Source organism: Burkholderia latens, assembly GCF_001718795.1.
Classification (GTDB): Bacteria; Pseudomonadota; Gammaproteobacteria; order Burkholderiales; family Burkholderiaceae; genus Burkholderia; species Burkholderia latens_A.
Map to the genome: position 1 here is coordinate 1,538,169 of NZ_CP013435.1, position 19,772 is coordinate 1,557,940.

The 19,772-nt window shown below is 59.7% G+C and carries 19 protein-coding genes; 16 read left to right on the plus strand and 3 right to left on the minus strand.

The window, feature by feature from the left end:
* The first annotated feature begins 1 nt into the window (after nucleotide 1).
* Entirely contained in the window at nucleotides 2-1,645 is a 1,644-nt protein-coding gene (locus tag WK25_RS07270) for a DUF6538 domain-containing protein (protein ID WP_226209473.1), read from the plus strand.
* Here WK25_RS07270 and WK25_RS31150 read toward each other — a convergent pair.
* Nucleotides 1,587-2,096, minus strand: coding sequence for a hypothetical protein (locus WK25_RS31150; RefSeq protein WP_156789017.1), 510 nt, complete (start codon nucleotides 2,094-2,096; stop codon nucleotides 1,587-1,589). The genes WK25_RS07270 and WK25_RS31150 overlap by 59 nt on opposite strands.
* A 623-nt stretch (nucleotides 2,097-2,719) precedes the next feature.
* Between WK25_RS31150 and WK25_RS30105 the strand changes: the two genes are divergently transcribed.
* From WK25_RS30105 to tnpC, 3 genes are read left to right on the plus strand one after another with little or no spacing between them, the layout of a single operon-like run.
* Complete coding sequence (locus WK25_RS30105) at nucleotides 2,720-3,235, plus strand: transposase (protein ID WP_083252996.1); 516 nt, start codon at nucleotides 2,720-2,722, stop codon at nucleotides 3,233-3,235.
* Nucleotides 3,211-3,564, plus strand: coding sequence for an IS66 family insertion sequence element accessory protein TnpB (tnpB, locus tag WK25_RS07285; RefSeq protein WP_059760883.1), 354 nt, complete (start codon nucleotides 3,211-3,213; stop codon nucleotides 3,562-3,564). Before WK25_RS30105 ends, tnpB begins: the two co-directional genes overlap by 25 nt.
* 30 nt (nucleotides 3,565-3,594) lie before the next feature.
* Nucleotides 3,595-5,175, plus strand: coding sequence for an IS66 family transposase (tnpC, locus tag WK25_RS07290; protein ID WP_069240766.1), 1,581 nt, complete (start codon nucleotides 3,595-3,597; stop codon nucleotides 5,173-5,175).
* 706 nt (nucleotides 5,176-5,881) lie between these two features.
* Here tnpC and WK25_RS07295 read toward each other — a convergent pair.
* Both WK25_RS07295 and WK25_RS31155 read right to left on the minus strand, forming a co-directional pair.
* The gene (locus WK25_RS07295; protein WP_063549556.1) at nucleotides 5,882-6,241 is read right to left on the minus strand and encodes a hypothetical protein; all 360 of its coding nucleotides are present in this window, start codon (nucleotides 6,239-6,241) and stop codon (nucleotides 5,882-5,884) included.
* Nucleotides 6,234-6,677 carry a hypothetical protein gene (locus tag WK25_RS31155; protein WP_155740164.1) on the minus strand — a complete coding sequence of 148 codons (444 nt, stop codon included), beginning with the start codon at nucleotides 6,675-6,677 and terminating at the stop codon, nucleotides 6,234-6,236. Before WK25_RS31155 ends, WK25_RS07295 begins: the two co-directional genes overlap by 8 nt.
* Nucleotides 6,678-7,022: 345 nt before the next feature.
* Between WK25_RS31155 and WK25_RS31650 the strand changes: the two genes are divergently transcribed.
* The 12 genes from WK25_RS31650 to bamC all read left to right on the plus strand — a co-directional run bounded on the left by WK25_RS31650 (nucleotide 7,023) and on the right by bamC (nucleotide 19,553).
* Nucleotides 7,023-7,421 (plus strand): Bro-N domain-containing protein, encoded by a 399-nt coding sequence (locus WK25_RS31650; RefSeq protein ID WP_167432641.1) that lies wholly within the window; start codon nucleotides 7,023-7,025, stop codon nucleotides 7,419-7,421.
* Between the two features lie 266 nt (nucleotides 7,422-7,687).
* Nucleotides 7,688-8,308: a recombinase family protein gene (locus tag WK25_RS07305; protein WP_069241323.1), complete on the plus strand. Its 621-nt coding sequence runs from the start codon at nucleotides 7,688-7,690 to the stop codon at nucleotides 8,306-8,308.
* Nucleotides 8,305-8,598, plus strand: a complete 294-nt coding sequence (locus WK25_RS07310) for a hypothetical protein (RefSeq protein WP_069241324.1) — start codon at nucleotides 8,305-8,307, stop codon at nucleotides 8,596-8,598. Before WK25_RS07305 ends, WK25_RS07310 begins: the two co-directional genes overlap by 4 nt.
* A gap of 27 nt (nucleotides 8,599-8,625) precedes the next feature.
* Entirely contained in the window at nucleotides 8,626-9,027 is a 402-nt protein-coding gene (locus tag WK25_RS07315) for a hypothetical protein (RefSeq protein WP_069241325.1), read from the plus strand.
* A gap of 857 nt (nucleotides 9,028-9,884) precedes the next feature.
* Nucleotides 9,885-10,226 (plus strand): hypothetical protein, encoded by a 342-nt coding sequence (locus tag WK25_RS07320; protein WP_069241326.1) that lies wholly within the window; start codon nucleotides 9,885-9,887, stop codon nucleotides 10,224-10,226.
* 28 nt (nucleotides 10,227-10,254) lie between these two features.
* On the plus strand, nucleotides 10,255-10,653 hold the full coding sequence (locus tag WK25_RS07325) for a hypothetical protein (RefSeq protein ID WP_069241327.1): 399 nt from the start codon (nucleotides 10,255-10,257) through the stop codon (nucleotides 10,651-10,653).
* Nucleotides 10,650-10,979, plus strand: coding sequence for a hypothetical protein (locus tag WK25_RS07330; RefSeq protein WP_069241328.1), 330 nt, complete (start codon nucleotides 10,650-10,652; stop codon nucleotides 10,977-10,979). The genes WK25_RS07325 and WK25_RS07330 overlap by 4 nt, the downstream gene beginning before the upstream one ends.
* Nucleotides 10,980-10,990: 11 nt before the next feature.
* Entirely contained in the window at nucleotides 10,991-11,164 is a 174-nt protein-coding gene (locus tag WK25_RS31160; protein ID WP_156789018.1) for a hypothetical protein, read from the plus strand.
* The gene (locus tag WK25_RS31165; protein ID WP_156789019.1) at nucleotides 11,161-11,877 is read left to right on the plus strand and encodes a hypothetical protein; all 717 of its coding nucleotides are present in this window, start codon (nucleotides 11,161-11,163) and stop codon (nucleotides 11,875-11,877) included. Before WK25_RS31160 ends, WK25_RS31165 begins: the two co-directional genes overlap by 4 nt.
* The gene (locus tag WK25_RS07335) at nucleotides 11,774-16,129 is read left to right on the plus strand and encodes a hypothetical protein (RefSeq protein ID WP_069241329.1); all 4,356 of its coding nucleotides are present in this window, start codon (nucleotides 11,774-11,776) and stop codon (nucleotides 16,127-16,129) included. The genes WK25_RS31165 and WK25_RS07335 overlap by 104 nt, the downstream gene beginning before the upstream one ends.
* Nucleotides 16,130-16,506: 377 nt before the next feature.
* Nucleotides 16,507-18,081, plus strand: coding sequence for an RNA-directed DNA polymerase (locus WK25_RS07340; protein WP_069241330.1), 1,575 nt, complete (start codon nucleotides 16,507-16,509; stop codon nucleotides 18,079-18,081).
* 263 nt (nucleotides 18,082-18,344) lie between these two features.
* Nucleotides 18,345-19,553 carry an outer membrane protein assembly factor BamC gene (bamC, locus tag WK25_RS07345; protein ID WP_040144038.1) on the plus strand — a complete coding sequence of 403 codons (1,209 nt, stop codon included), beginning with the start codon at nucleotides 18,345-18,347 and terminating at the stop codon, nucleotides 19,551-19,553.
* The last annotated feature ends 219 nt before the right edge of the window (nucleotides 19,554-19,772 follow it).

The window sequence follows — 19,772 nt, forward strand, 5'->3', positions numbered from 1 at the left end:
CTTGGCAACCCTTCCCACTGGCGTCTATTTGCGCCCTGGCTCGTCCGTGTTCCACCTCCGGATCGGCGTGCCCAAAGACCTGCAACAACACTTCCGCAATCCCAAGACCGGCAAGCCGAAGGCCGACGCCTATCGGGCGAGCTTGCGTACCTCGAACCGCGACGAGGCAATCACCAAGGCCCTCAAGCTGATAGCAGAGTATCGGGATCGATTCGACGCGTTGCGGGCCAAAGCCGCCCCTGCGCCGTTTGTTACGCTCACGTCAGCGTTGGTGCGCCAGATTGCAGACGTGCTACGCCACCAGATTTTGCAAGCTGACGACAATGTGACGTTCCTCACACCTGAGCCGGAACTGAAGGCGTTAGGAATGAAGGGTCTGAGACGGTCATACTCTGCGGACTTGGTGGCAATGAAACGCGGTGACCTTCAGTCAGCACGCGCCTACGCCGAGCGTACTGTTGATGCTTGGGGTATCCGGGTCGATTGGTCATCCCCGGAGGGAATGCGCGGGCTACTCCAAATCGCGCGGGCGTCAATGGCGGCCTGGCAGGACGTGCTGGCGCGGAAGGGTGGCGCACCTATCGATACCCCGCCTGCACCGGAGCCGCCGCAGGTACACGCGGAGTCGTCCGAGCCCGCCGAGCCGCCCAAGACCTTACGCGATGTCGTACCGTCCTGGATCGCACGCAACGCCCCTAAGGACAACGCCATTGGACGCACGGAGAGGGCGCTGACGTTGTTCGAGCAGGCAGTGGGTAACGTACCGCTTACTGAACTGACGAAGGCCAAGGGGGCCGCGTTCGTTGAATTCTTGCTGGACCCGGCGCGGGGGTGGTCCCGTAAGACGGCGGCAAACCATGCTGCCTGCATTACGTCCCTAGCGAACGTCGCAGTGAAGGCCGATTTACTGGAGCGGAATCCGCTTGACCTCACGTTTGACAAGACTATTGGGGCGAAATCACGTGGGCCATGGACCGACGATGAACTGCGGCGCATGTTCGGTCATTCGCTGTTCTCTGCCCGCATGGCCGACGTCCCCCATTGGCAGGACGTAGCGCCGTCTGATGGTCGCGCTTTGCTGCTGTTGCTGCTGCACACTGGTGCCCGCATTGGCGAAATCGCGCAGCTACGGAAAGAGGACTTCCAAACCCGGAACGGGATCACGGTAATACGGATCACTGGCGAGGCTGGCACGGTCAAGACTCAGGAGTCTGAGCGGGTCGTACCGCTGGCCGCGCACCTCTTGGCCGATCCTTGGTTTGTCCAGTGGCTCCAGGGAATCCTGGGCCGTACCGGTCCTGCATTCCCGTCTGCGTGGGGGCGTGCTCGGGGACCGGGTGACACCATGGGCCAATGGTTCCGTCAGTTCCGCAAGGATGCAGTATTGCCTGAAGGGGCGCTTGAAGGCTCGCACAAGTTCCGCCATTGGCTCCGGTCAGCGCTGGCAGAGAAGCATGTTGGCGAAGCTACGATGGATTCCATTACTGGACATAGCGCCCAGGGTTCCGCAGGGCGCAAAACCTACACCGCCGCCGCGTCGCTTCCGACCATGCTGGAAGCTCTCGACCGCATCGACTGGCCCAGGATCACCGCGCCATCCAGCTATTCCGTCCTCCAGCCACAGACCGTTGACCTTGACCGGTAGAGTTGGCGTATCGAACATTCACGGTACATACTGGACACGACAAATAACCGGCCGTCCGCTGCGTGGGAGGGTGGTCCTGTAAAACAGCTTTGCGCCGATCCGGGCCGTCGAAGCACGGCTGGCAGATATAGTGCTCCGGCTCTGTCGCCGTTGCCTCTGCTCGGTACGCGAAGCGGCCCGGGGCTACTGCGTGCAGTAAATAGCGGCCGCGCTCGGCTAGGGCGATCTTCGCTGCTTCGAGGTCGCGTAAAGCCGTCCTGTGTTCCTCTTGCAATTCCGATAGCTGTACGTTGTGCGCGAACAGTGACTGTTGTGCGTCGAGAATCTTGCTATTCAGGTCGGAAACCTTTGCAGCCATATCGTTGTAATTCTTCAGTTCCAGTGCGGCCCTACCGAAATCCATTGCCGTTTTCAACGACGCGGCCGCTGCCGTCAATTGCTGCATGTCCATCGTAGTAATCCCCGTGTGACGTTGTGCCCACAAGCATAAGCCTGGGACGTACGGACTGTCAGCATGTCTGCGACGAGATCAAGACACTTGGGAGCGACGAAGTGGGAGGGCGTTAGAATTGGCAACCAACATGATTACGCCTGAGGACTCGTATGCGTTCGCGCCAAGCTGAGGAATTCGCCGCGAGGTCTGATGCCTTTACCATGCAGCTATTGGGCGAAGCGGAACGGCAGTTCGCGGAAACACGGCGACTCGCCCGAATGCCGTGGTGGGTGCCGCTCGCGGTCGCTGTTCCAGTAGCGCTTGCGCTCGTCAGCTTCAGGTCCGCGTTCGGGGTTCTGCTGAAGTGGTAAGCCTAATCGCTCCGCCAAAGCCAAAGAGATCGGAGGATCCCGTCGTAGCCTGCGGGCAGGATGCTTGGGAGTATCTTCAAAAGGACGCCCCGCGACGCCGTGCCTTATCCCGTGGGCCGGGAGAGAAAGCAAGGGAGCGACGCGAACAATCGCAGGCCACGCACCGCCGTTGGTGGCTGGAAAGTATGCGGTCCACGAACGACGCCCTTCCAATGAAGGGCAGAAGGTCAGAAGCTAAGTGTCCGCGTGGACACATGCACTCAGACCGTGATGACCGAGAAACAAGACCTTCGAAGCAGACTGGTAATTGGCCGCAGACGGGATGGCCGACGTGAATTTGATGAGGCGGCCGTACAAGAGCTGGTCGAGCTTTGCCTGAAGCCTGGCGTATCGATTGCCCGAGCGGCCATGGATCACGACGTCAATCCGAACCAGTTGCGTCGCTGGATCTCGCGCTATCAGCAGCAGATGCTGCAGGCGTCAAGAGATCCGGACCTGATGGTAATCGATGGCGTCTCGATCGACGCCCCCGGGCCGAGAGTCAGAAGTCCAGTGGATATGAGTCCCCCACCGGCGTTCTTGCCGGTCGTTTCCTCTGCCGCACCCGTGCCCCTGTCACCGCCGGCATCGACTTCGCCACGGTTGTCGATGACGCTCGCGCTCCAGGTGCGTTTGTCGAACGGTGTCGAACTCGAGCTGGGCAAGGCCATCGCGACCATCGACGAACTGACGACCCTGGTTCAGATCCTGGGGAGGATGCCGTGTTCCGGTTCGACGACAAACTGAAGGTGTATCTGCATCGCGATCCTGTCGACTTCCGCTACGGCATGAACAGCCTGTCGATTCTCGTCGAACAGTCGATGCGCCTGAATCCGATGGACTCGTCGCTTTACATCTTCGGAAACCGGCGTCGTGACCGGATCAAGATCCTTGGCTGGGATGGTAGTGGTTTCTGGCTTCTGATGAAACGATTGGAGACGAGCCGCTTCATCTGGCCCGACAACAAGGCCGAGGTCGTGACGATGACGACCGACGTATTACACGCGTTGCTCGACGGCGATGACATCACTGCGATTCGACGGCATCCGAAGCAGGAATATCTGCGCGTGAGCTGAACACGCCATCGGCATGCTAGTCTAACCGGCATGCCGATCCAGGTCACCCTCTCCGCCGACGAACTGAAGGAACTGCTCGCAATACGCGAGCAGCACGCAGCACTTCGGCAAGAGCGAGATGAACTACGCGGCGTGCTGCGTCTCGTGACGGCGGAACGCGATCTCGCCGAGGAACGACTCCGAGCCTACCGTCGCGAGCTGTTCGGCGCAAAGAGCGAAGCGCGAGACTCGGAACAGTTCGGCCTGTTCAACGAAGCCGAGGCGCTCGGTACGAACGCGACGCCCGCGCAGGAAGAGACTCCGGAAACGACGGTTGCCGCTCACGCGCGCAAGAAGCGCGGCCATCGCAAGCCGCTCGATCCGAATCTGCCGCGCGACGTTGTGCGACACGAACTGCCCGAAGCCGAACGCTTCTGCGCGCACGACGGGCACGCACTCGTCGAGTTTGGCGTGGAGATCAGCGAGCAGCTCGACGTGATTCCGGAACAGCTTCGTGTGATCCAGCACCAGCGCGTCAAATATGCGTGTCCGTGCTGCGATCTCGGCATCAAGGTCACGCCAGCGCCGCCGCGCATCATCCCGCGCGGACTGTTGAGCGAATCGGCGCTCGCGTGGATTGCCACCGGCAAGTATCAGTTCGGTATGCCGCTGTATCGCCAGGCAGGTCTGCTGCGGCGCTTCGGCGGCGACATCTCCTCGAACACGATCGCCGCCAGCATGGTGCGCGTCGGCCTCGCAACGCAGCCCGTGATCAACCTGATGCGCGATGCGTTGCTCGATGCCGCGCTGATCTACTGCGACGAGACGACGCTCCAGGTGCTGAAGGAGGAAGGCCGACGACCTCAAACGAAGAGTTACCTCTGGGCGCAAATGACCGGTTCGGGCGTCCCCATCCGCTGCTTCACCTATACGCCGGGGCGCGGTACCAAGCTGGCCGACAAGCTGTTCACCGGGATCCGCGAAGGCGCGGTCATGATGACCGACGGCTACGAGCCCTACAACGACATCGCACAACGTCACCAACTCGTGCACCTTGGATGCTGGGTTCACGTGAGACGGTACTTCGTCAAGGCGGAAGAGAACGTGCCGAAGGCTGCACGCTCGCCCGAGCTGCTCGCGACGCGCTTCATCAAATTGATCGGCAAGCTGTTCGCGGCGGAATCCCGGAGTGAGGCGTGGACGGCGGAACGACGGCAGCGGTTGCGACGACGATACAGCGCACGCGTACTCGACATCATCCACGCGCTGATGCTCGAACAGTCTCCCGGCGTCGTACCGAAAAGCTTGCTTGGCAAGGGGTTGACCTATCTGCGCGAGCAGTGGCCGAAGCTGATCCGCTACGTCGAGAACGGCAGCCTGCCGATCAGCAACAATCCCTGCGAAAACGCGATTCGCCCGTTCTGCGTCGGGCGCCGCGGCTGGTTGTTCTCCGACACCGTCGACGGTGCGAACGCGAGCGCCAATCTCTATACGCTCGTCGAGACCTGCAAGGCCAATGGCATCGATCCGTACCGATACCTCACCTGGCTGTTCCAGCGTCTGCCCCTGGCGAAGACCGCCGATGATTACGACGCGCTGCTTCCCTGGAAGATGCCCACCCACCTCCGCTGATCGGCAGCGCTACCACACATCACGCGCTTCGCCACCTCACTCTGTGGGGCGTCGTTCGTGGACCGCATACGCTGGAAATCGGGCGGGCGCTTGCAATCGGGAGACGCACCAGCGACACGAGCCATGCCTACTATGCTTGGATAAAGTCCGTGGGTTTTGACGGCATGGCCCGCAACGCACGCCGCGATGCCGTATGGCTGGTCGATAACATAGGGGCACTTGGGGAGATACCCGATGGCTTGGCAACTCCTTCGACCATACGACAATGGGCGAACAAAAGACGGGCCGCAGCATCGCGGCCTGCCAATGGTGGATATACGGCAACTGAGGATCTCATCGCGATCCAAAAAGCGGCGGCTTTGCTCCGAGAAGCCGCTCGGGATGCCCGGCGCAGCATGAAGTCAGTAGATGAGGCAGTGCGACTTCTCCACAAGGTGAATGCGGCTATCAAGCGCCGAGAAGGTGTGTAAACTCAAGCACACCTTGATTGGTACCGGCTGCCGACGTCATCATTGCCAAGGGCATCCGCGCGTGGCCCTGCATCAAAGCGACCGCGCCGATGCCATGTGGTTTGCGTTTTGACACGTTGCAAAGATGGGAATCGGCAGTGCCGCGAGAGGGACGCTGCCGAGTATCCAGACTGCAATGTATTTCATTGTTGGCCTAACCGCTAACGCCTATGTCCCTATTTTTTGTTGCATGAATATCAGATATCGTCATCAGAGATGATGTCATCAAGCACCTTGTCAAGGCCGAACACCTTTTCCTTTATGATGGTGAAAAGCTCCGCGAACGAGGCAATGGCCTCCTTCGTGCCGATTTCTCGGTCGGTGTACTTCACCATGTCGATTCCATCCCAGGACCCGGATTCTTCAATATCGCAGAGGTCTTCTAAAGAGAGCGTTCCCGGATAATACCAAAGGAAAGTTTCGTCTTCCCTTTGTACAATTGACCACTTATATTTGTCCTTGTACAAGAAGAAGTATTCCTTATCGCCCTTGAGCACATTGGATATAAGATCCTGGTGTGCAATCATTGTATTCACGGCTTGGACAATTTTACTCATCATCGATTCCCGCAATAGATCCAATATTTGAAGTCTGGATATTTTTTAACGTTTCTCTCAGCTCACTAACGATTGAGCGCTTGGATGGTTCGGTAAGTTTCCTTCCATTTGCCATGCGATCTATTTTCTGCGCTAAATTCGGAATGGCGCCCGATAAGCGACTGTTTCCCTGGATCTGTCCGGAAATCTCGTGGAGGATGTTTTTTATTTCCGGAACGTCGCTTGGCTCATTTGCGTTGTACTCATTCAATCGCTCGATTTTTTCTTTGAGTTCGCCCAAAGTGGTTTGAAACGAGTAGTTAAGAAGTAAGTCAACTGCGGCAGAGATTTTCTTTCTGTTTGTGAAGAAAACATACAGCGCTATTACAGAGGCTGCGATCGTTAAGCCGTTGGCAATAAACGCCACCACATCAGATAAGTGTTTGAATAGTTCCATGCTTGTCATGTGATTCTAATGGCGGCCTTGCGCATGTGTACCAGCACCCCGTATCCAAGCCAGTCGCGGTATTGCGACATGACTTGCTACGCCCCGAACGCATCCGATTTAGTCTGCCTATTCTACTCTCGGTTTCTGGCGCAAGGGCTCATTTTGATCGAGGCACGGCAGAGCGCCCGTACTTCTTCCGAAGGTTTCCACCGAAATCCGCGATGGCCCTCATTTTTCTCCGAAAAATGCGTGACAAGGTGTCCCGGCCGCGCGAGCCGAAATTCCCCCATGCGGTCTCCGGTATCTCATGGCGCGGATGAAGCAATCCCGGCGTGGCGCATGCGGGCCCCGAACATGAACCTTCGCGTCGTAGAGATCGACGGGGAGCTCTGGTTCCCTGCGAAGGGCGTGTGTATTGCCGTGGGCATCGCGCATCTTGGAAGCGCAGTTCGGACGCTGGATTCTGACGAAAAGGGTGCGCGACTTTTGCACACCCTTGGGGGGCCGCAGAATACGACCGTGATCTCCGAGTCGGGCCTGTACGCGCTCGTGATGCGTTCTAACAAACCGATAGCGCGGGAGTTCCGCAAGTGGGTCAGGTCAAAAGTCCTTCCGTCCATCCGGAAGCACGGGTTGTACATGACGCAGGAAGTGGCACGGGAGGCCGTCGAGGACCCGATGTCACTCATGGCCCGCGCAGTGTCGGGCGAATTGCCCAAGTTGAACTTGGGTTTTTCGTATGCGGTCTTTTAACGACGCCCATCAGAGGTTGGGAGTGGCAGGCATGCTCCATGGCACGAGGGCGGCATAGTCGTCGGCGGTTGCCCGTGAGTTTTCTACGTTTAGCGTAGAAAAAGGGCGGTCTTGGCGTAGTCGATGCTGCTGCCCATCCGTTCCGTTTAGGTATACCTGTAGCGAACGCGCAACGGCCATGTGTTTCCGTTCCGTTGAAGTTGACAGATTTTCGGAACAGTGGATAATTCGAAACACCACTTCAACGGAACGAGGTTACGTAGCACATGAGACGTATCTACTACGGACGTGTATCCACGCTCGACGGGCAAACGGCTGCGAGCCAATACGCCGACGCAGCCGCCCAGGGCATAGCCGCTGACGATGTGTTCATAGACGAGGGGGTGAGTGGGTATCACGTCCCGCCCGCCGAGCGTGAACAGTGGCAGCACGTAGAGCGCGACCTTCGCAAAGGCGGGGTCCTGGTGGTTCGCTGGCTGGACCGCATCTCGCGGCGCTACGACGAACTCCACGAGACCATGCAGCGCCTTATGAAGAAGGGTGTTCGGGTTGAATGCACGCTCAACGGTATGGTGTTCGACGGGCAAGAGACCGACCCATTGCGGCTTGGGATTCGCGATGCGCTATTGGCGTTCATGGCGGCGCAGGGCGCTGCGGACTATCTGAACCGGCGCGAGATGCAGGCGCGAGGGATAGCCGTTGCCAAAGCTGAAGGCAAGTACAAGGGGCGGAAGCACGCCGTGGATTACGCAGAAGTCAGGGCGTATCACGCGGAACACGGCGGCTCTGTGCGATCTCTCGCGGAGCACTTCGGCGTAGGACTCGCCACCATCTCCCGCGCATTGAATTCCGCTAGTGTCGCCAACCCAGAGGAGGCCGACAAATGATCGGACCGCATACACAATTGATCCGCGCCCGAATTGCGTTTTCTCACGCCGGTTTGAGCGGCGATCATTCGTGGCTCGCGAAATCTGAAAATGAACGGGCAGCGTCCAGTTCCCCCTTTGCGTTTGCTCGCCGTGACATAGCCAGCATGCCACCTGGCGAACTTGCGCTCCATTGGGCTGCCTCGATGGAAGACCAGATGCTGAGACTCGCTAAGGAATTGGACGCACTGGAAACGCAATACGCCGCGCTGGATTCAGCGATGAGCACGGCGGCCGACGGGCGGCAGTAACACCACCATCAACAATGTGCAGAGACCATGCAGAAAAAGAACGTGCAACAAGCCGCCCACGCCTACCGTATTCCCGCCGACGTGGAGGCGGAGATGATTGAGGCAGCTGGGCCGGGAGGGGCAGCATTGAACGCCAAGCGCCAGGCCGCACTGCGAGCTATCCCGGCGCATATCGTGCCCGTCCTCAATCGAGCAGCGGACACCGCAGCGCGGCTGCTGAACGCTGAGGGCGTCCAGGCGGTGCGTCAGGACCTCCATGCCGCAGGAGCCGCCCTTGTGGTCCAACAGGAGGCCATCCTGGCAGCGGCAGGCATCGAGGGCCACACGCGCCACCCGGACTCCGAGGAAATCTTCCATAAGACTCTGGTGGTCGAGATGCTCACGCCGCTAGACCCGGACCTGGCGCATGCCTACGGGTTCGCGGAATAAATCAGCACATTGTAAGAGCCCTAACCGGCCAACCAAGCCCCGCCACTGAGCGGGGTTTTTCTTTTTCAGCGCATTTTTTCGCAAACGCGGGCACTTGCCCACCTCTGATTTTTGCTGAAACGACATCCACCATGCGACATCTACCGACCAACTTTATCCCACCGGCTCAACGTGTGTGCCGCTGTTGCAGGCGGCTCCTGCCGATCACGGCATTCTATGAGGATAAGCGCGTTAACCCCAAGCTCCGCTCCCGCTACGCGGCTCGCTGCATTGAATGCGTGACCGCCGAGAAGCGCGGGCGATACGCCGCGAACCCGCAGGCAGGTGCAGCGCTTCGAAAGGATCAACGGGAGCGCAAGAAAGCCCGCGATGCCGCCGAGCGGCGGCGGCGGGGCGCGATTACGTGCGACGCGTTCATCTGAAGTACATCGAAACCGCGATACCCCTACGGCTCGCATAGAGCCCCGCAGCCCTGTTGAGATGCCCCGCGCAACTCTTCGGCATCATGTGTCTCACGAGCCCGTACTAGCGCCTCTCAAACCCTGCCGACATGGGCGGCCCAGTGGCTGAATAAATCAGCACAGGTAGAGAGCACCGGGGCCGTCCCTATGATTAGCTAGGAGGTGGAGGCAGCAAGGCTCGCATATGCCGTCGCTGATGCAGCCGCACATGGCCCCCATCAAAGATGGCCTATTGTTTATCAATGAGCGGCATGCCTGAGACGTACCATGTTGCCCCATTAGTCGGTAGGACTACTTACCACAACTGAACCCATTGGAGCCGCTCAAGGGCGCTGTAGTCGCTCCCAGGCCCCGTCCTCTTTCCATTCCGATCCAACCTACAAGGAACCATCAACCATGAGCACCGTTATCCGCTACCTCAATCACCGCACCGGCCAGCCTGCAACCCATGAGGACGAATTGGCAGGCTTGGCGCATTACATCGAATGCGATCACTTGGGCGTCCCCCTGCGCAATGCATCGGGGCAATGCGTCGCCTATAGCGGCCCAGAGACCCTCAGCCACGCCGAGCGAGTCGAGACGGTCCAGACGATCCGCTACGCCGATCCGAAGAATAGCACCCAGAGCGGTAGCTACAGCGCACCGAGTCCCGAGGACACCGCAGCTATCCGCGACTACCTGGCGAGCAAGTACGGCTACCAGGTCGCAGCACCGGAAGGTAGTGCCGCAGCCAAGTGACCATCCCCAACCAACTGAATACGACACTATGACCAAACCTGCGAACATCACCGGCAACGCCGAGATTGCCGCGAGTCTCCACGCCGCCCGACGCTCTCCGAACCCGGCCAAGGCGCTCCTGGCGGTCGCAGACGCCATCGCAGCCAACCCTGCTCAGAAGCGCCGCGCTGAAGCGGTGCGCTTCGCAGCAAAGCGACTCGAAGCCGCCCCCTTCGATGCTGACGCCGCCACGTCCATCAGCGCAGCCGCTGAGGACTATGCCCGTGCTGCCCGATGGGATTCAATGGAGGCCGCCGCTGAGGCTGACATGGACAAGGTTCCGCACAATCTCACCTTTCCGTTGGCCCGTGGTTGCACCCCAGGCGAGCCGATGCAGCGCGACGCGACGCGACTCACTGGACGCAATCCGCTCTACGGTCGCTCATGACTGCCTACGCCGCCGCCGTGCGGCACCTGTTCCTGTCAGACCCGACGGAACCCGCCGAGCGGCACGACCTGGCACATGCCGTCCTGATGGCATCCCCGGACGGCCCGGAGCGGCTCGACGCTTACCGGCTCACCCAAGAAGCCTACGACCTGAATCCCGGAGCCTTCCGGGACCGCATGCGCCGCATGTGGGCCGCCTTGCCTGCCGAGGCCAAGCCCGAGATAGCTCCGTTCGTGGTCGCGTCTACGGACCGCCCGCGACGGCCCGAGCGGCCCCGCGATACCACGGGCCTATCCAAACACCACCCGCGTCGCAAGGCGCTCTAACGATAGAACACATGGACTATCCCTTCATCATTCTGGCCGACGCCGCCAACACGGTAACTGCAATGCTGCTGGTAGACGAGGCCGACATGGGCGTGCGCTCGACTCAACCCGACGAGACCGCCTACCGGCACCACTCTCCCGTAGTCGTCGGCTCGACGCTCCCGGCTGACGCTGTACCTGCATGACGTTGGCGACCATCAGCCGCGCCGAGCCGCGCATGGCCCCGCAACCGATCAAGAAGACGCGCACGCATAAGCCGCGCCCTGCATTCACACAAGCCCAGAGGGCAGCGGCCTTGGCATCGCTGGCCGCTGCTGAGAAGCCGGAGACGCTCAGGCGACGCACGCGCCGCGTAGAGATCATCCCGCAAACCGGAGCCCCGCAAGGGGCACTGGCCGAGGTCTTCATCAAGCGGGAAGCGCATGGCCGCCGCTTGCGGTTCAGAGATGACCATGTGGAGGTCCCGTTGGCGAACTCCGAGCAATTCGTTCGCGTCGCGATCCTGGATTGGCACTGGCTCCACCACGTCAAAGGTATCTCCCGTCGCAAATGGACCCGTGGCGAGCATGGGGAGATTCGCGCCGCGCTGGATACCACCCGCCGATTCGCGAACCATTACTACGGCTACGACTATGACGTTGGCGCATTGCTCCTGGGCCTGAAGCAGGGGGACTGCTACGAGATGGACTACCCGTGCTCCCTCATGCCCGACACCATCCGGCAGGTTCCGCGCAAGCGCAAAGGCAAGGAAGACCCAGACGGGCCTGGCAGAAGCGTAATTTCACTCTCACACCATGACAAGCACGAACCTAACACCCAATGTGGTCGAGGCGGTCCCCGCCGACTCTGGCGTACCGCTCAAATCGGCCCAGTCGGGCTACGTCCCCGAGGACGTTGAGTACACGCACCTGACGCGCCCGGACACGATGGACGTGGCTGCTGCGATGTGGCGACAGAGTACGAGCGTCGCGTCGCTCATCAACAACTACCGGGACCCGGACATCCAGGCGCAATCGGACCGCTCGTTCAATCCCTACGCCTTCATTGAGCAGAACAAGGACCAGTATAAGGACCTCCTGCCGCTGGTAACGGGCGGATCGATCACGTTCAACAGTGTGGACTCACACGCCGCTTTCGAGTCGTGGGCCGCCGCGCAACGCCAGAACGTCAAGGACCGCGAAACTCTGGCTGCTGCTGATACCTGGCAAACTGTCGTGACCATGCCCGTCGCGATGCTCGACGCGACGCTCCTGCTGGCTCCCGTGGCCGAAGGCGCAGCTGCCCTGACCACGGCACGCCTTGGGTCCGGCCTAGCCGCAAGCGCTGCACGCGGCGCAGTTTTCGGCGGTCTCGACATCGGCACACAACAGGCTGGCGTGTACGCGCTCAACGACCCGCAGACTGCCGAGGAAACGTTCATGAACATCGGGGTCGGCATGTCGCTAGGCGCTGGCCTCGGCGCGGTATTCCGTCACGCCACGCCTGACAACATGGCCGCGATCCGTGAGGGCCTGCATCCGGACAACCTGGACAACCCGGTTCCCATAAACGAGCACCACATCGGCCAACTGCCCGATGAAGGCTACGCGTTTGGCGCGGACTCCATCGGGGCGGCTCGCGCCACGGCGGACACCGATACGCTCATCGCCACGTCGAAGAACCCCATTGCCCGTGCCGTGGACTGGGCTACGAAGCTCGGCAGCTACACGCCGCTCCAGCGGCTCGGTGGCTATTCGAATGCGCTGACGCGAGACTCCATGCTCCGCTTGATGGACACGGGCGGTCTCCTGACGCGTGCGATGGCCGAGGGTAAGTCCACGGGCCTCGAAGCCGAGACCCTGAAGACGGTCTACGAGCAGCAAATGCAGAACGTGCGGCACAAGGTCTCCTCGATCTACCAGGCCGCCAATGCTGACCTAGGCCAATCAGGCGCTCGCACGGGCGTGGGCAACGTGGTCAACACGCTCACCCAAGGGTCCAAGGACATCAACGCCGTCTCGCAGAAGGCGTTTAACGATGCTGTCGCGCTGATCCAGTACGGCTCGAACGCGCAGGCGACGAACGAGGTTATCTCCAAGGCAGTCATGGAGCGGCTCACGGCTGACGGGCTTTCGCTCGACCAGGCCAAGGCTGTCCACCGCCGCGTGTACGAGGCCGAGAAGACCTACCACGAGGCATACGAGTCCATGAAGGACGAGGCGATCAAGCACGGCCTGCTGGACCCCGAGAACCTCGTGGAGGGCCGGTACGGGATGCCGCAGCGCTGGATGCACAACGGCGTCGATGCGAACGCAGAGAAGCTTAAAGGCTTCTTCATGGAGCATCTGGGCGACAAGCCGACCGATGACTGGCTTCGCGAGAACGGATTCATCGCTGACCCGGCGCGGCCCCGCGTCGAAGGTGACGAGGCACTCCCGGAGTCTTGGGCCGCCCTGAAGCAGTCCGGCGACGACACGATGGTCAACTCCGTCCTGCGTCAGTGGGCCGGGGAGCAGCAGGACTTCCAGAACGCATACCTCCAGTCGAAACTCGCTGATTACCAGCAGCGGCAGTTGAAGGCGCAGGATCACGCCGCTGACATCCTGGACACGCTGAAGGGGCAGGAGAAGGACTGGCGAGGCGCGAAGCTGAAGGAGATGCGGGCGGCGGCACGGGACATCGAGCGCCGCTCCGTGCTGCGGTCTGTCGCGTCCGCGCAGCTGCGGGCGCAGCGGGCCAGTGAGAAGGTGCAGGCTGCACTCAACCGTCTTGGCGGTGACGAGTCTGTCCTGGGCGACCTCCAGCGCCAGCTGACCGATGGCGGCTACGCGCTGGACGAGGCCGGTGAAGCAGTAGCCAAGGCGCGTGCGCGTCATGCAGAAGCGCAGAAAGCCGCTGCTGACACGGGCGAGGCTAAGGCTCTCGTGGATGCGCTGAAGGGCAAGAGCGGTACGTTGCTCGCGGCGAAGCGGGATGTCCTGGGGGAACTCAAGGATGTCCGCGCAAACCTCGAAGGCACCGAACTCGCACGCGCACGGAATCCGCTCAACCAACAACGAGCCGAGCTACACGCGCAGCGGCAGGCCGCACGTACCGAGATTCTGAAGGTGCGTGAGGAAATCCGCGAGGCACTGGCCGAGCGCAATGAAGCGCGGGCAGACCTCCACGAAGCCAATCGCAATTTCGATGCTCTGGCGAACCAGCAGGCCGAAGTGCGCCGTTGGCACGACGCCGCAGCGAAGGAGGTCAACACCATCGTCCGCAACGAGGGCGACGCACTGCTGGCTCCTGGACTGCGCAAGGAGTTGGATGACCACATGGCTGCTGCTGCGGAGTTGAAGCAGACGCTGGACGAGGCGCGTGCTGCACGGCGTCTCGCATACGACACGATGAAGAAGACGGGCATGGAGGCTCGGGCCGCTGCGAAGGCAGCAGATCGGGCAGCAAGCCAGCTTCGGAAGGTTGCGTTCCAGGCCCGCCGTGGTATCGCAGAACTCTCCCCGCTCACGCGGTACGTCGATGACTTGGTGAACTCCCTTCGCGGGACGGACCGGGCACCGCGTGGCATCTTGCTCGACAAGTCGCCCACCTCGGGTCGCCTGAAAGAGCGACAGTTCCAGTTCAACATGGACGAGTACCGGAAGCTCGTGGACGGCGGGTTCCTCGCGGGGAATGCCGACGACGCGTTCCAGGGCTACTACAAGGACTTGGGCGGCCAGCTGGCGGCACATCGCTCCCTGGAAGGCCGAGACATCGGGGACATCCTGCGAGAAATCCAGGACGACTACGACGCGCACATCGGCAGCGTAGCCGACCCGAAGGAGCGGCAGGCACTGCTGGCCGAGAAGAAGTCCGCGCTGGACGATGTGCGTCACGCGCACGACCGAATCCTCGGCAAGTACGACGTGAAGGACCACAACGGCTTGGTGTGGGCGGCAGACCGGCTGCGCCAGATGGGCGTCGTTCGCTACATGGGTGGCTTTGTGTTCTCGGCAATCGGGGACCTTGCTACAGCTGCGCTCACAGCCCAAGGGTCCGCACTTAAGGCCATTGCGTTCAAGGGCGCACGGGACTACCAGTACATCCTGAAGCAGGCCGCTAAGGGCGACAAGGATGCAGAGGAACTCAAGATGATCCTCGGCTCCCTGGAGACCGGGGCGCACCTGAATTCATCGGATCGTTCCCTGGGCACCGGGGAGGCCGCAGACATCATGGGCTTCGGAACCGGCCGCACCCGGCAAGTCACGCGTTCCATTGAGGTCGCTATGAACACGGCGGCGGACTACGGGAACAAGCTGTCGCTGCTGAAGGGATGGTCGGACAACATCCGGCGCACCGCTGGCCTCGTCCAACTGTCCAACATTCGGAAGTGGGTTTCCCAGTACGGCACGCTCGACAAGGGCAAGGTCGCTCAACTGGGCGCACTGGGCATCGGGGAATCCGAGGCTCGCCGCCTCAACGAGTTGTTTGAGAAACACGGCTCGGAGATGCGGCAGGGGCTGTTCTCTCCTGGGATGTCCAAGTGGCTCGGTGAGCGCGACGGCGAGCACATGAAGTACGTGCTGGAGTCCGCACTCATCAAGGCGCAGAAGCGGGCCTCGTACACCTCTGGGTACGGCAACCAGCCGCTACTCATGGACAAATGGTACGGGAAGATGTTCTTGCAGTTCCAGACAATGGCAATGCAGTTCTCGAACAACTTCATCCGCGCTGGTGTGCAGTACGGGTTCGTCACCGGGGACCACATGCGGTTCGCGTCTGCCCTCGGGACGGCACTGGCCGCAGGCGTCCTTATCAACGCTATCGCGACATTCCGCAAGGGGCAGGACGTGGGCGACCAGGAGCCGCAGCAGGTCGCGTACAACGTGATCCAGCGCTCGGGCCTGCTCGCTATGGCGGGGGCCTACACGGACGCCGCAGTGAAGCTCACGGACCCTGTGCTCAACTCGAACTTCGGGTGGACGCTCGGGGGTGGTGCTTCGAAGTTCTCCCAGAACTCCTGGCTCGCGAACCTCATGGGTCCGTGGAAAGGAAACGTGGAGACCCTCGAAAGCATCGCGGCGAACGCGCTCAACGGCGACCTCGACAAGGTGGGTAAGAAGGCGCTCCAACTAGCGCCGCTCAATCAGCAAATCCAGATGATTGCCCGGATAATCGCGGCGGAACGATAGTCGTTTTCACTTATAGCTTGCCCGCATTTACGCGGGCGTTTTTTATTTGGGGTCCGATTATGGATGAATCGAAGGGATGTAATAGCGCAGCGCAAGTCGTTGCGGACTCGATGGCGGCAGTGTTTGCGGCTTCACTCGGTGATAATCTGGCGGTTCTGTTGGCCGCCTGTGACGCTCATGCTAGCGTACTTAACGAGGTTGCCCTGAGCGATCGGGAATAGCTGGGTCATCTTGCGGCCACTCACCTCGCCTTAGTGGAGGCCGTAACAGCCAGGCGAGCTGTTGCTCAAATGATGAGACATCCCGTATGCTGCCTCAGGCCCGTACCATCAAGTGGTGCGTGGATCATCCACATAAATCTAGATACACGCTACGTTATGAACTTGGATGACGCATGCAATCTAAGCATCGAGCATTTGGCGGCACACGGGCCGAGCGATATTACGCGTGAGTCCTTGGAAACCGCGCTTATCGTTGCCAACAAGGCCGATCTCATCGCAGAGGTTCGGGCTAAAATTAGAAGTGGCGATGTAAACGGCATGGGATTTAAGCCGATTCAATATATCTTAACGCCGAAGAATCGGTATGTATTTGACTACCGAAAGGCTGCGATAATTGATCCTATGTGTCTTGCAAAATATACTGCGATTGTTCTGCAAGCTGCTCGGCAGATAGAGGGGGCGCGGATTCCGGTTTCGGAGAAGATCGTATTCTCGGCGCGATTTGCTCCAAATGAGAATGCGATCTTTGATAAGAATATAGGATATGGAGATTGGCGTGAGCGCGTGAAGGAGTTGGCTAACGCTGGTTCTTGCAAGTATGTTGTGCAGTGTGATATTGCATCTTTTTACGACAGAATAAATATACACCGCGTCGAGTCGACATTGCTCAGTATCGGTGTGGATAGGCAAATCGTTTCGACGCTAAATAGTTTGTTGTTGCTTTGGTCAAAGAAGGATAGTTACGGTATTCCGGTCGGGAATGCTGCTAGTCGCATTATTGCGGAAGCTGCGCTCATTGATATCGATAGGTATTTGATTGACGAAGGCGTCAGGTTTGTTAGATATGTAGACGATTTTCGGATCTTCGCGCCCGATTTAATTACGGCACAAAGATGGATGAACTTGCTCACAACCCGTTTGTTCAGGGATGGGTTGATGTTAAACACTGGTAAGACGAAGTTATATCTCGCCAGTAAGGACGAGGAGGCATCTACGGGGCAATCTGATGATACTCCTGAGGCGATTATTAAGAAGGTAACGAAGCTCACGGGTGGATATAATAGGGTTGCTCGCACATTTATTATGCCCGCCAGCGACAAGTATGATGCATTTAAGAAGATAGATATTCCGCAGGAAATTGAGGTTCTCAAGGCGACCGGCATACCAGAATTCTCCGGAATTCAAAAATTGATCATCTCGTGCCTCGTGCAGCAGAAATTCGATCTTTTGGAAACGGTTGCCATATTGTGTGGCGAATATCTATATTCTTTAGAATATTTTGTTGACATGTTGCTGAAAAATAGTGATGTCATTCCTGAGCAAAATAAGGAGAATATTACTAATCACTATGCACAGTTGGTATTGTCTTCGGGTTTTGGTGCGCTCGAATGGCATCAAGCGACGCTTGCAAAGCTTCTTTCTAGTGACGGGTATTTTAGGAAGTCCGCATTGATCCATATCGTCAAGGCGCCGGCGAAAGACAGCGTTACCTATCCGTCGATGATCGCATTGGAGGGGTTGCGAGGGCATCTTACGCGTGAAGAGTTTCGGACTATTCGCGAGTGGTTCGACCGCTGCGACGAGTGGGAGAAAAGACGTGTGATCAGTGCATCAATTGCGATGCCAGAAGATGAGCGCAAGGCGTGGGGGCGGGCGATCAAGCCTATGCTTCAGGCAGACTTCCTTGCAACGAAGATGGCGGAGAATCTCATTCGGGGGCAAGAGCCGTAACGCGAGGCGTGCTAGACTTCATGTCACTGTGTCAATTTTCATGGCGGTTTTGACCGGCACACTGCCCCGAGAGCCTTATTCCACCGTGGGTTCGAAGAGGTTCAAATCCTCTCGCCCCGACCAGACAAGAACCCGCGTCAGTTCAAGCTGACGCGGGTTTTTTCTTGCCCGTCGCTTTTTTGCACATCGCGGCGCGGCCCCGGTAAAATGCAAGGTTGATCCACGGAAAGCGCCGTGATTTAGCGGAAGAGGATTCCCCGAACATGACTGATCTTCGTCTTACCATGCGGTTCGCTGCAGTGCTCGCCACCGGTGCGCTCGTTGCCGGTTGCGGTACGTCGTCGCCCACGAAAGTGGACTACAAGAGCGACTCCAAATCGAAGGAAGCGTCGCTCGCAGTGCCGCCCAACATGCTCGACGAAACGGCCGATCAGCGTTCGCTGCCGCCGCAGGGCGGCGCGACTTCCCTGTCCGCGCTTCAGCAAGTCCAGCAGGCGGCCCCCGCCACGGACACCGTCGCGCCCGCGGTGGCCGGCATGCACATACAGCGCGACGGCACCGAGAGCTGGCTCGTGATCGACGGCAAGAAGCCCGCCGACATCTGGCCGCAGGTTCGCCGTTTCTGGCAGGAACAGGGCTTTCTGCTCGTCGTCGACCAGCGCGACAAGGGCGTGATGGAAACCGACTGGAACGAAACGCACCCGCAGATCAACGACGGCCTGATCCGCAGCGTGATCTCGAAGGCGATGGGCAACTCGTATGTGACCGCCGAGCGCAACAAGTACCGCACGCGTCTCGATACGGCGCCGAACGGCGGCACCTACGTGTTCATCAGTCAGAAGGGGATGCGGGAGGCGCTCACCGGCGCCAGCAACGATTCGAGCAAGTGGGAAGCGAAGCCGAACGATCCAGCGCTCGAAACAGAGTATCTGAAGCGACTGATGGCGGTGCTCGCACAAAACGAGCAGCGAGCGAAGAACGGCGAGCCGCCGATCGCGAACATCAAGGACAACGCGGTGCCGAAGGACAAGAAGGCCGATACCGACGCGTCGAAGGCTGCGGCTGCGGCAATCGCCGCGCAGAACGTCGCGCGTACGTCTTCGCAAGCGAACGACGTCGACTCCGCCTCGGTGCCGTCCGAAGTCACGCTTGGCGAGCCGTACGACCGTTCGTGGCTGCACGTCGGCCTCGCGCTCGATCGCGCGAACTTCACGGTCGACGATCGCGATCGCACGAAGGGCCTGTATTTCGTCCGTTATGTCGATCCGAAGGATCTGAGCGCGGCTGAGCAGGGCTTCTGGAGCCAGCTGTTCCATGGCAAGAAGGAAAAGCAGGCGAAGCAATATCGCGTGAACGTCAAGGCGTTGACACCCGACCAGACACGCGTCGCGGTCGTCGACGATTCCGGTGCGATCGATACGTCGTCGCCAGCCCGTCAAATCATGGCGCTGCTCGTGAATCAACTCCGCTGATCGCGAAACGATCCCGTTTATGGAAGAACCCGCCTCCCCGGCGGGTTTTTTTTCGCGTCGTCCGCCTGCGCGGATTCGTTCCCGACGTTCGGGGCTCTGCGTGACGTTACGTAACATCCGCGCGTTACGGCGGCCAACGCGGTGTTACATCGTCACGATTGGAAAAAATATCGTTTTGAATCAATGGTGTGCATCTGAAAACGCGTCTGGCACGCAAAG

What these genes read in the sequence shown, in the direction of transcription:
- WK25_RS31150 (WP_156789017.1), bottom strand. Translation starts at nt 2,096, where the DNA reads ATGGACATGCAGCAATTGACGGCAGCGGCCGCGTCGTTGAAAACGGCA.
- WK25_RS30105 (WP_083252996.1), top strand. Translation starts at nt 2,720, where the DNA reads ATGACCGAGAAACAAGACCTTCGAAGCAGACTGGTAATTGGCCGCAGA.
- tnpC (WP_069240766.1), top strand. Translation starts at nt 3,595, where the DNA reads ATGCCGATCCAGGTCACCCTCTCCGCCGACGAACTGAAGGAACTGCTC.
- WK25_RS07295 (WP_063549556.1), bottom strand. Translation starts at nt 6,241, where the DNA reads ATGAGTAAAATTGTCCAAGCCGTGAATACAATGATTGCACACCAGGAT.
- WK25_RS31155 (WP_155740164.1), bottom strand. Translation starts at nt 6,677, where the DNA reads ATGGAACTATTCAAACACTTATCTGATGTGGTGGCGTTTATTGCCAAC.
- WK25_RS31650 (WP_167432641.1), top strand. Translation starts at nt 7,023, where the DNA reads ATGAACCTTCGCGTCGTAGAGATCGACGGGGAGCTCTGGTTCCCTGCG.
- WK25_RS07305 (WP_069241323.1), top strand. Translation starts at nt 7,688, where the DNA reads ATGAGACGTATCTACTACGGACGTGTATCCACGCTCGACGGGCAAACG.
- WK25_RS07310 (WP_069241324.1), top strand. Translation starts at nt 8,305, where the DNA reads ATGATCGGACCGCATACACAATTGATCCGCGCCCGAATTGCGTTTTCT.
- WK25_RS07315 (WP_069241325.1), top strand. Translation starts at nt 8,626, where the DNA reads ATGCAGAAAAAGAACGTGCAACAAGCCGCCCACGCCTACCGTATTCCC.
- WK25_RS07320 (WP_069241326.1), top strand. Translation starts at nt 9,885, where the DNA reads ATGAGCACCGTTATCCGCTACCTCAATCACCGCACCGGCCAGCCTGCA.
- WK25_RS07325 (WP_069241327.1), top strand. Translation starts at nt 10,255, where the DNA reads ATGACCAAACCTGCGAACATCACCGGCAACGCCGAGATTGCCGCGAGT.
- WK25_RS07330 (WP_069241328.1), top strand. Translation starts at nt 10,650, where the DNA reads ATGACTGCCTACGCCGCCGCCGTGCGGCACCTGTTCCTGTCAGACCCG.
- WK25_RS31160 (WP_156789018.1), top strand. Translation starts at nt 10,991, where the DNA reads ATGGACTATCCCTTCATCATTCTGGCCGACGCCGCCAACACGGTAACT.
- WK25_RS31165 (WP_156789019.1), top strand. Translation starts at nt 11,161, where the DNA reads ATGACGTTGGCGACCATCAGCCGCGCCGAGCCGCGCATGGCCCCGCAA.
- WK25_RS07335 (WP_069241329.1), top strand. Translation starts at nt 11,774, where the DNA reads ATGACAAGCACGAACCTAACACCCAATGTGGTCGAGGCGGTCCCCGCC.
- WK25_RS07340 (WP_069241330.1), top strand. Translation starts at nt 16,507, where the DNA reads ATGAACTTGGATGACGCATGCAATCTAAGCATCGAGCATTTGGCGGCA.
- bamC (WP_040144038.1), top strand. Translation starts at nt 18,345, where the DNA reads ATGACTGATCTTCGTCTTACCATGCGGTTCGCTGCAGTGCTCGCCACC.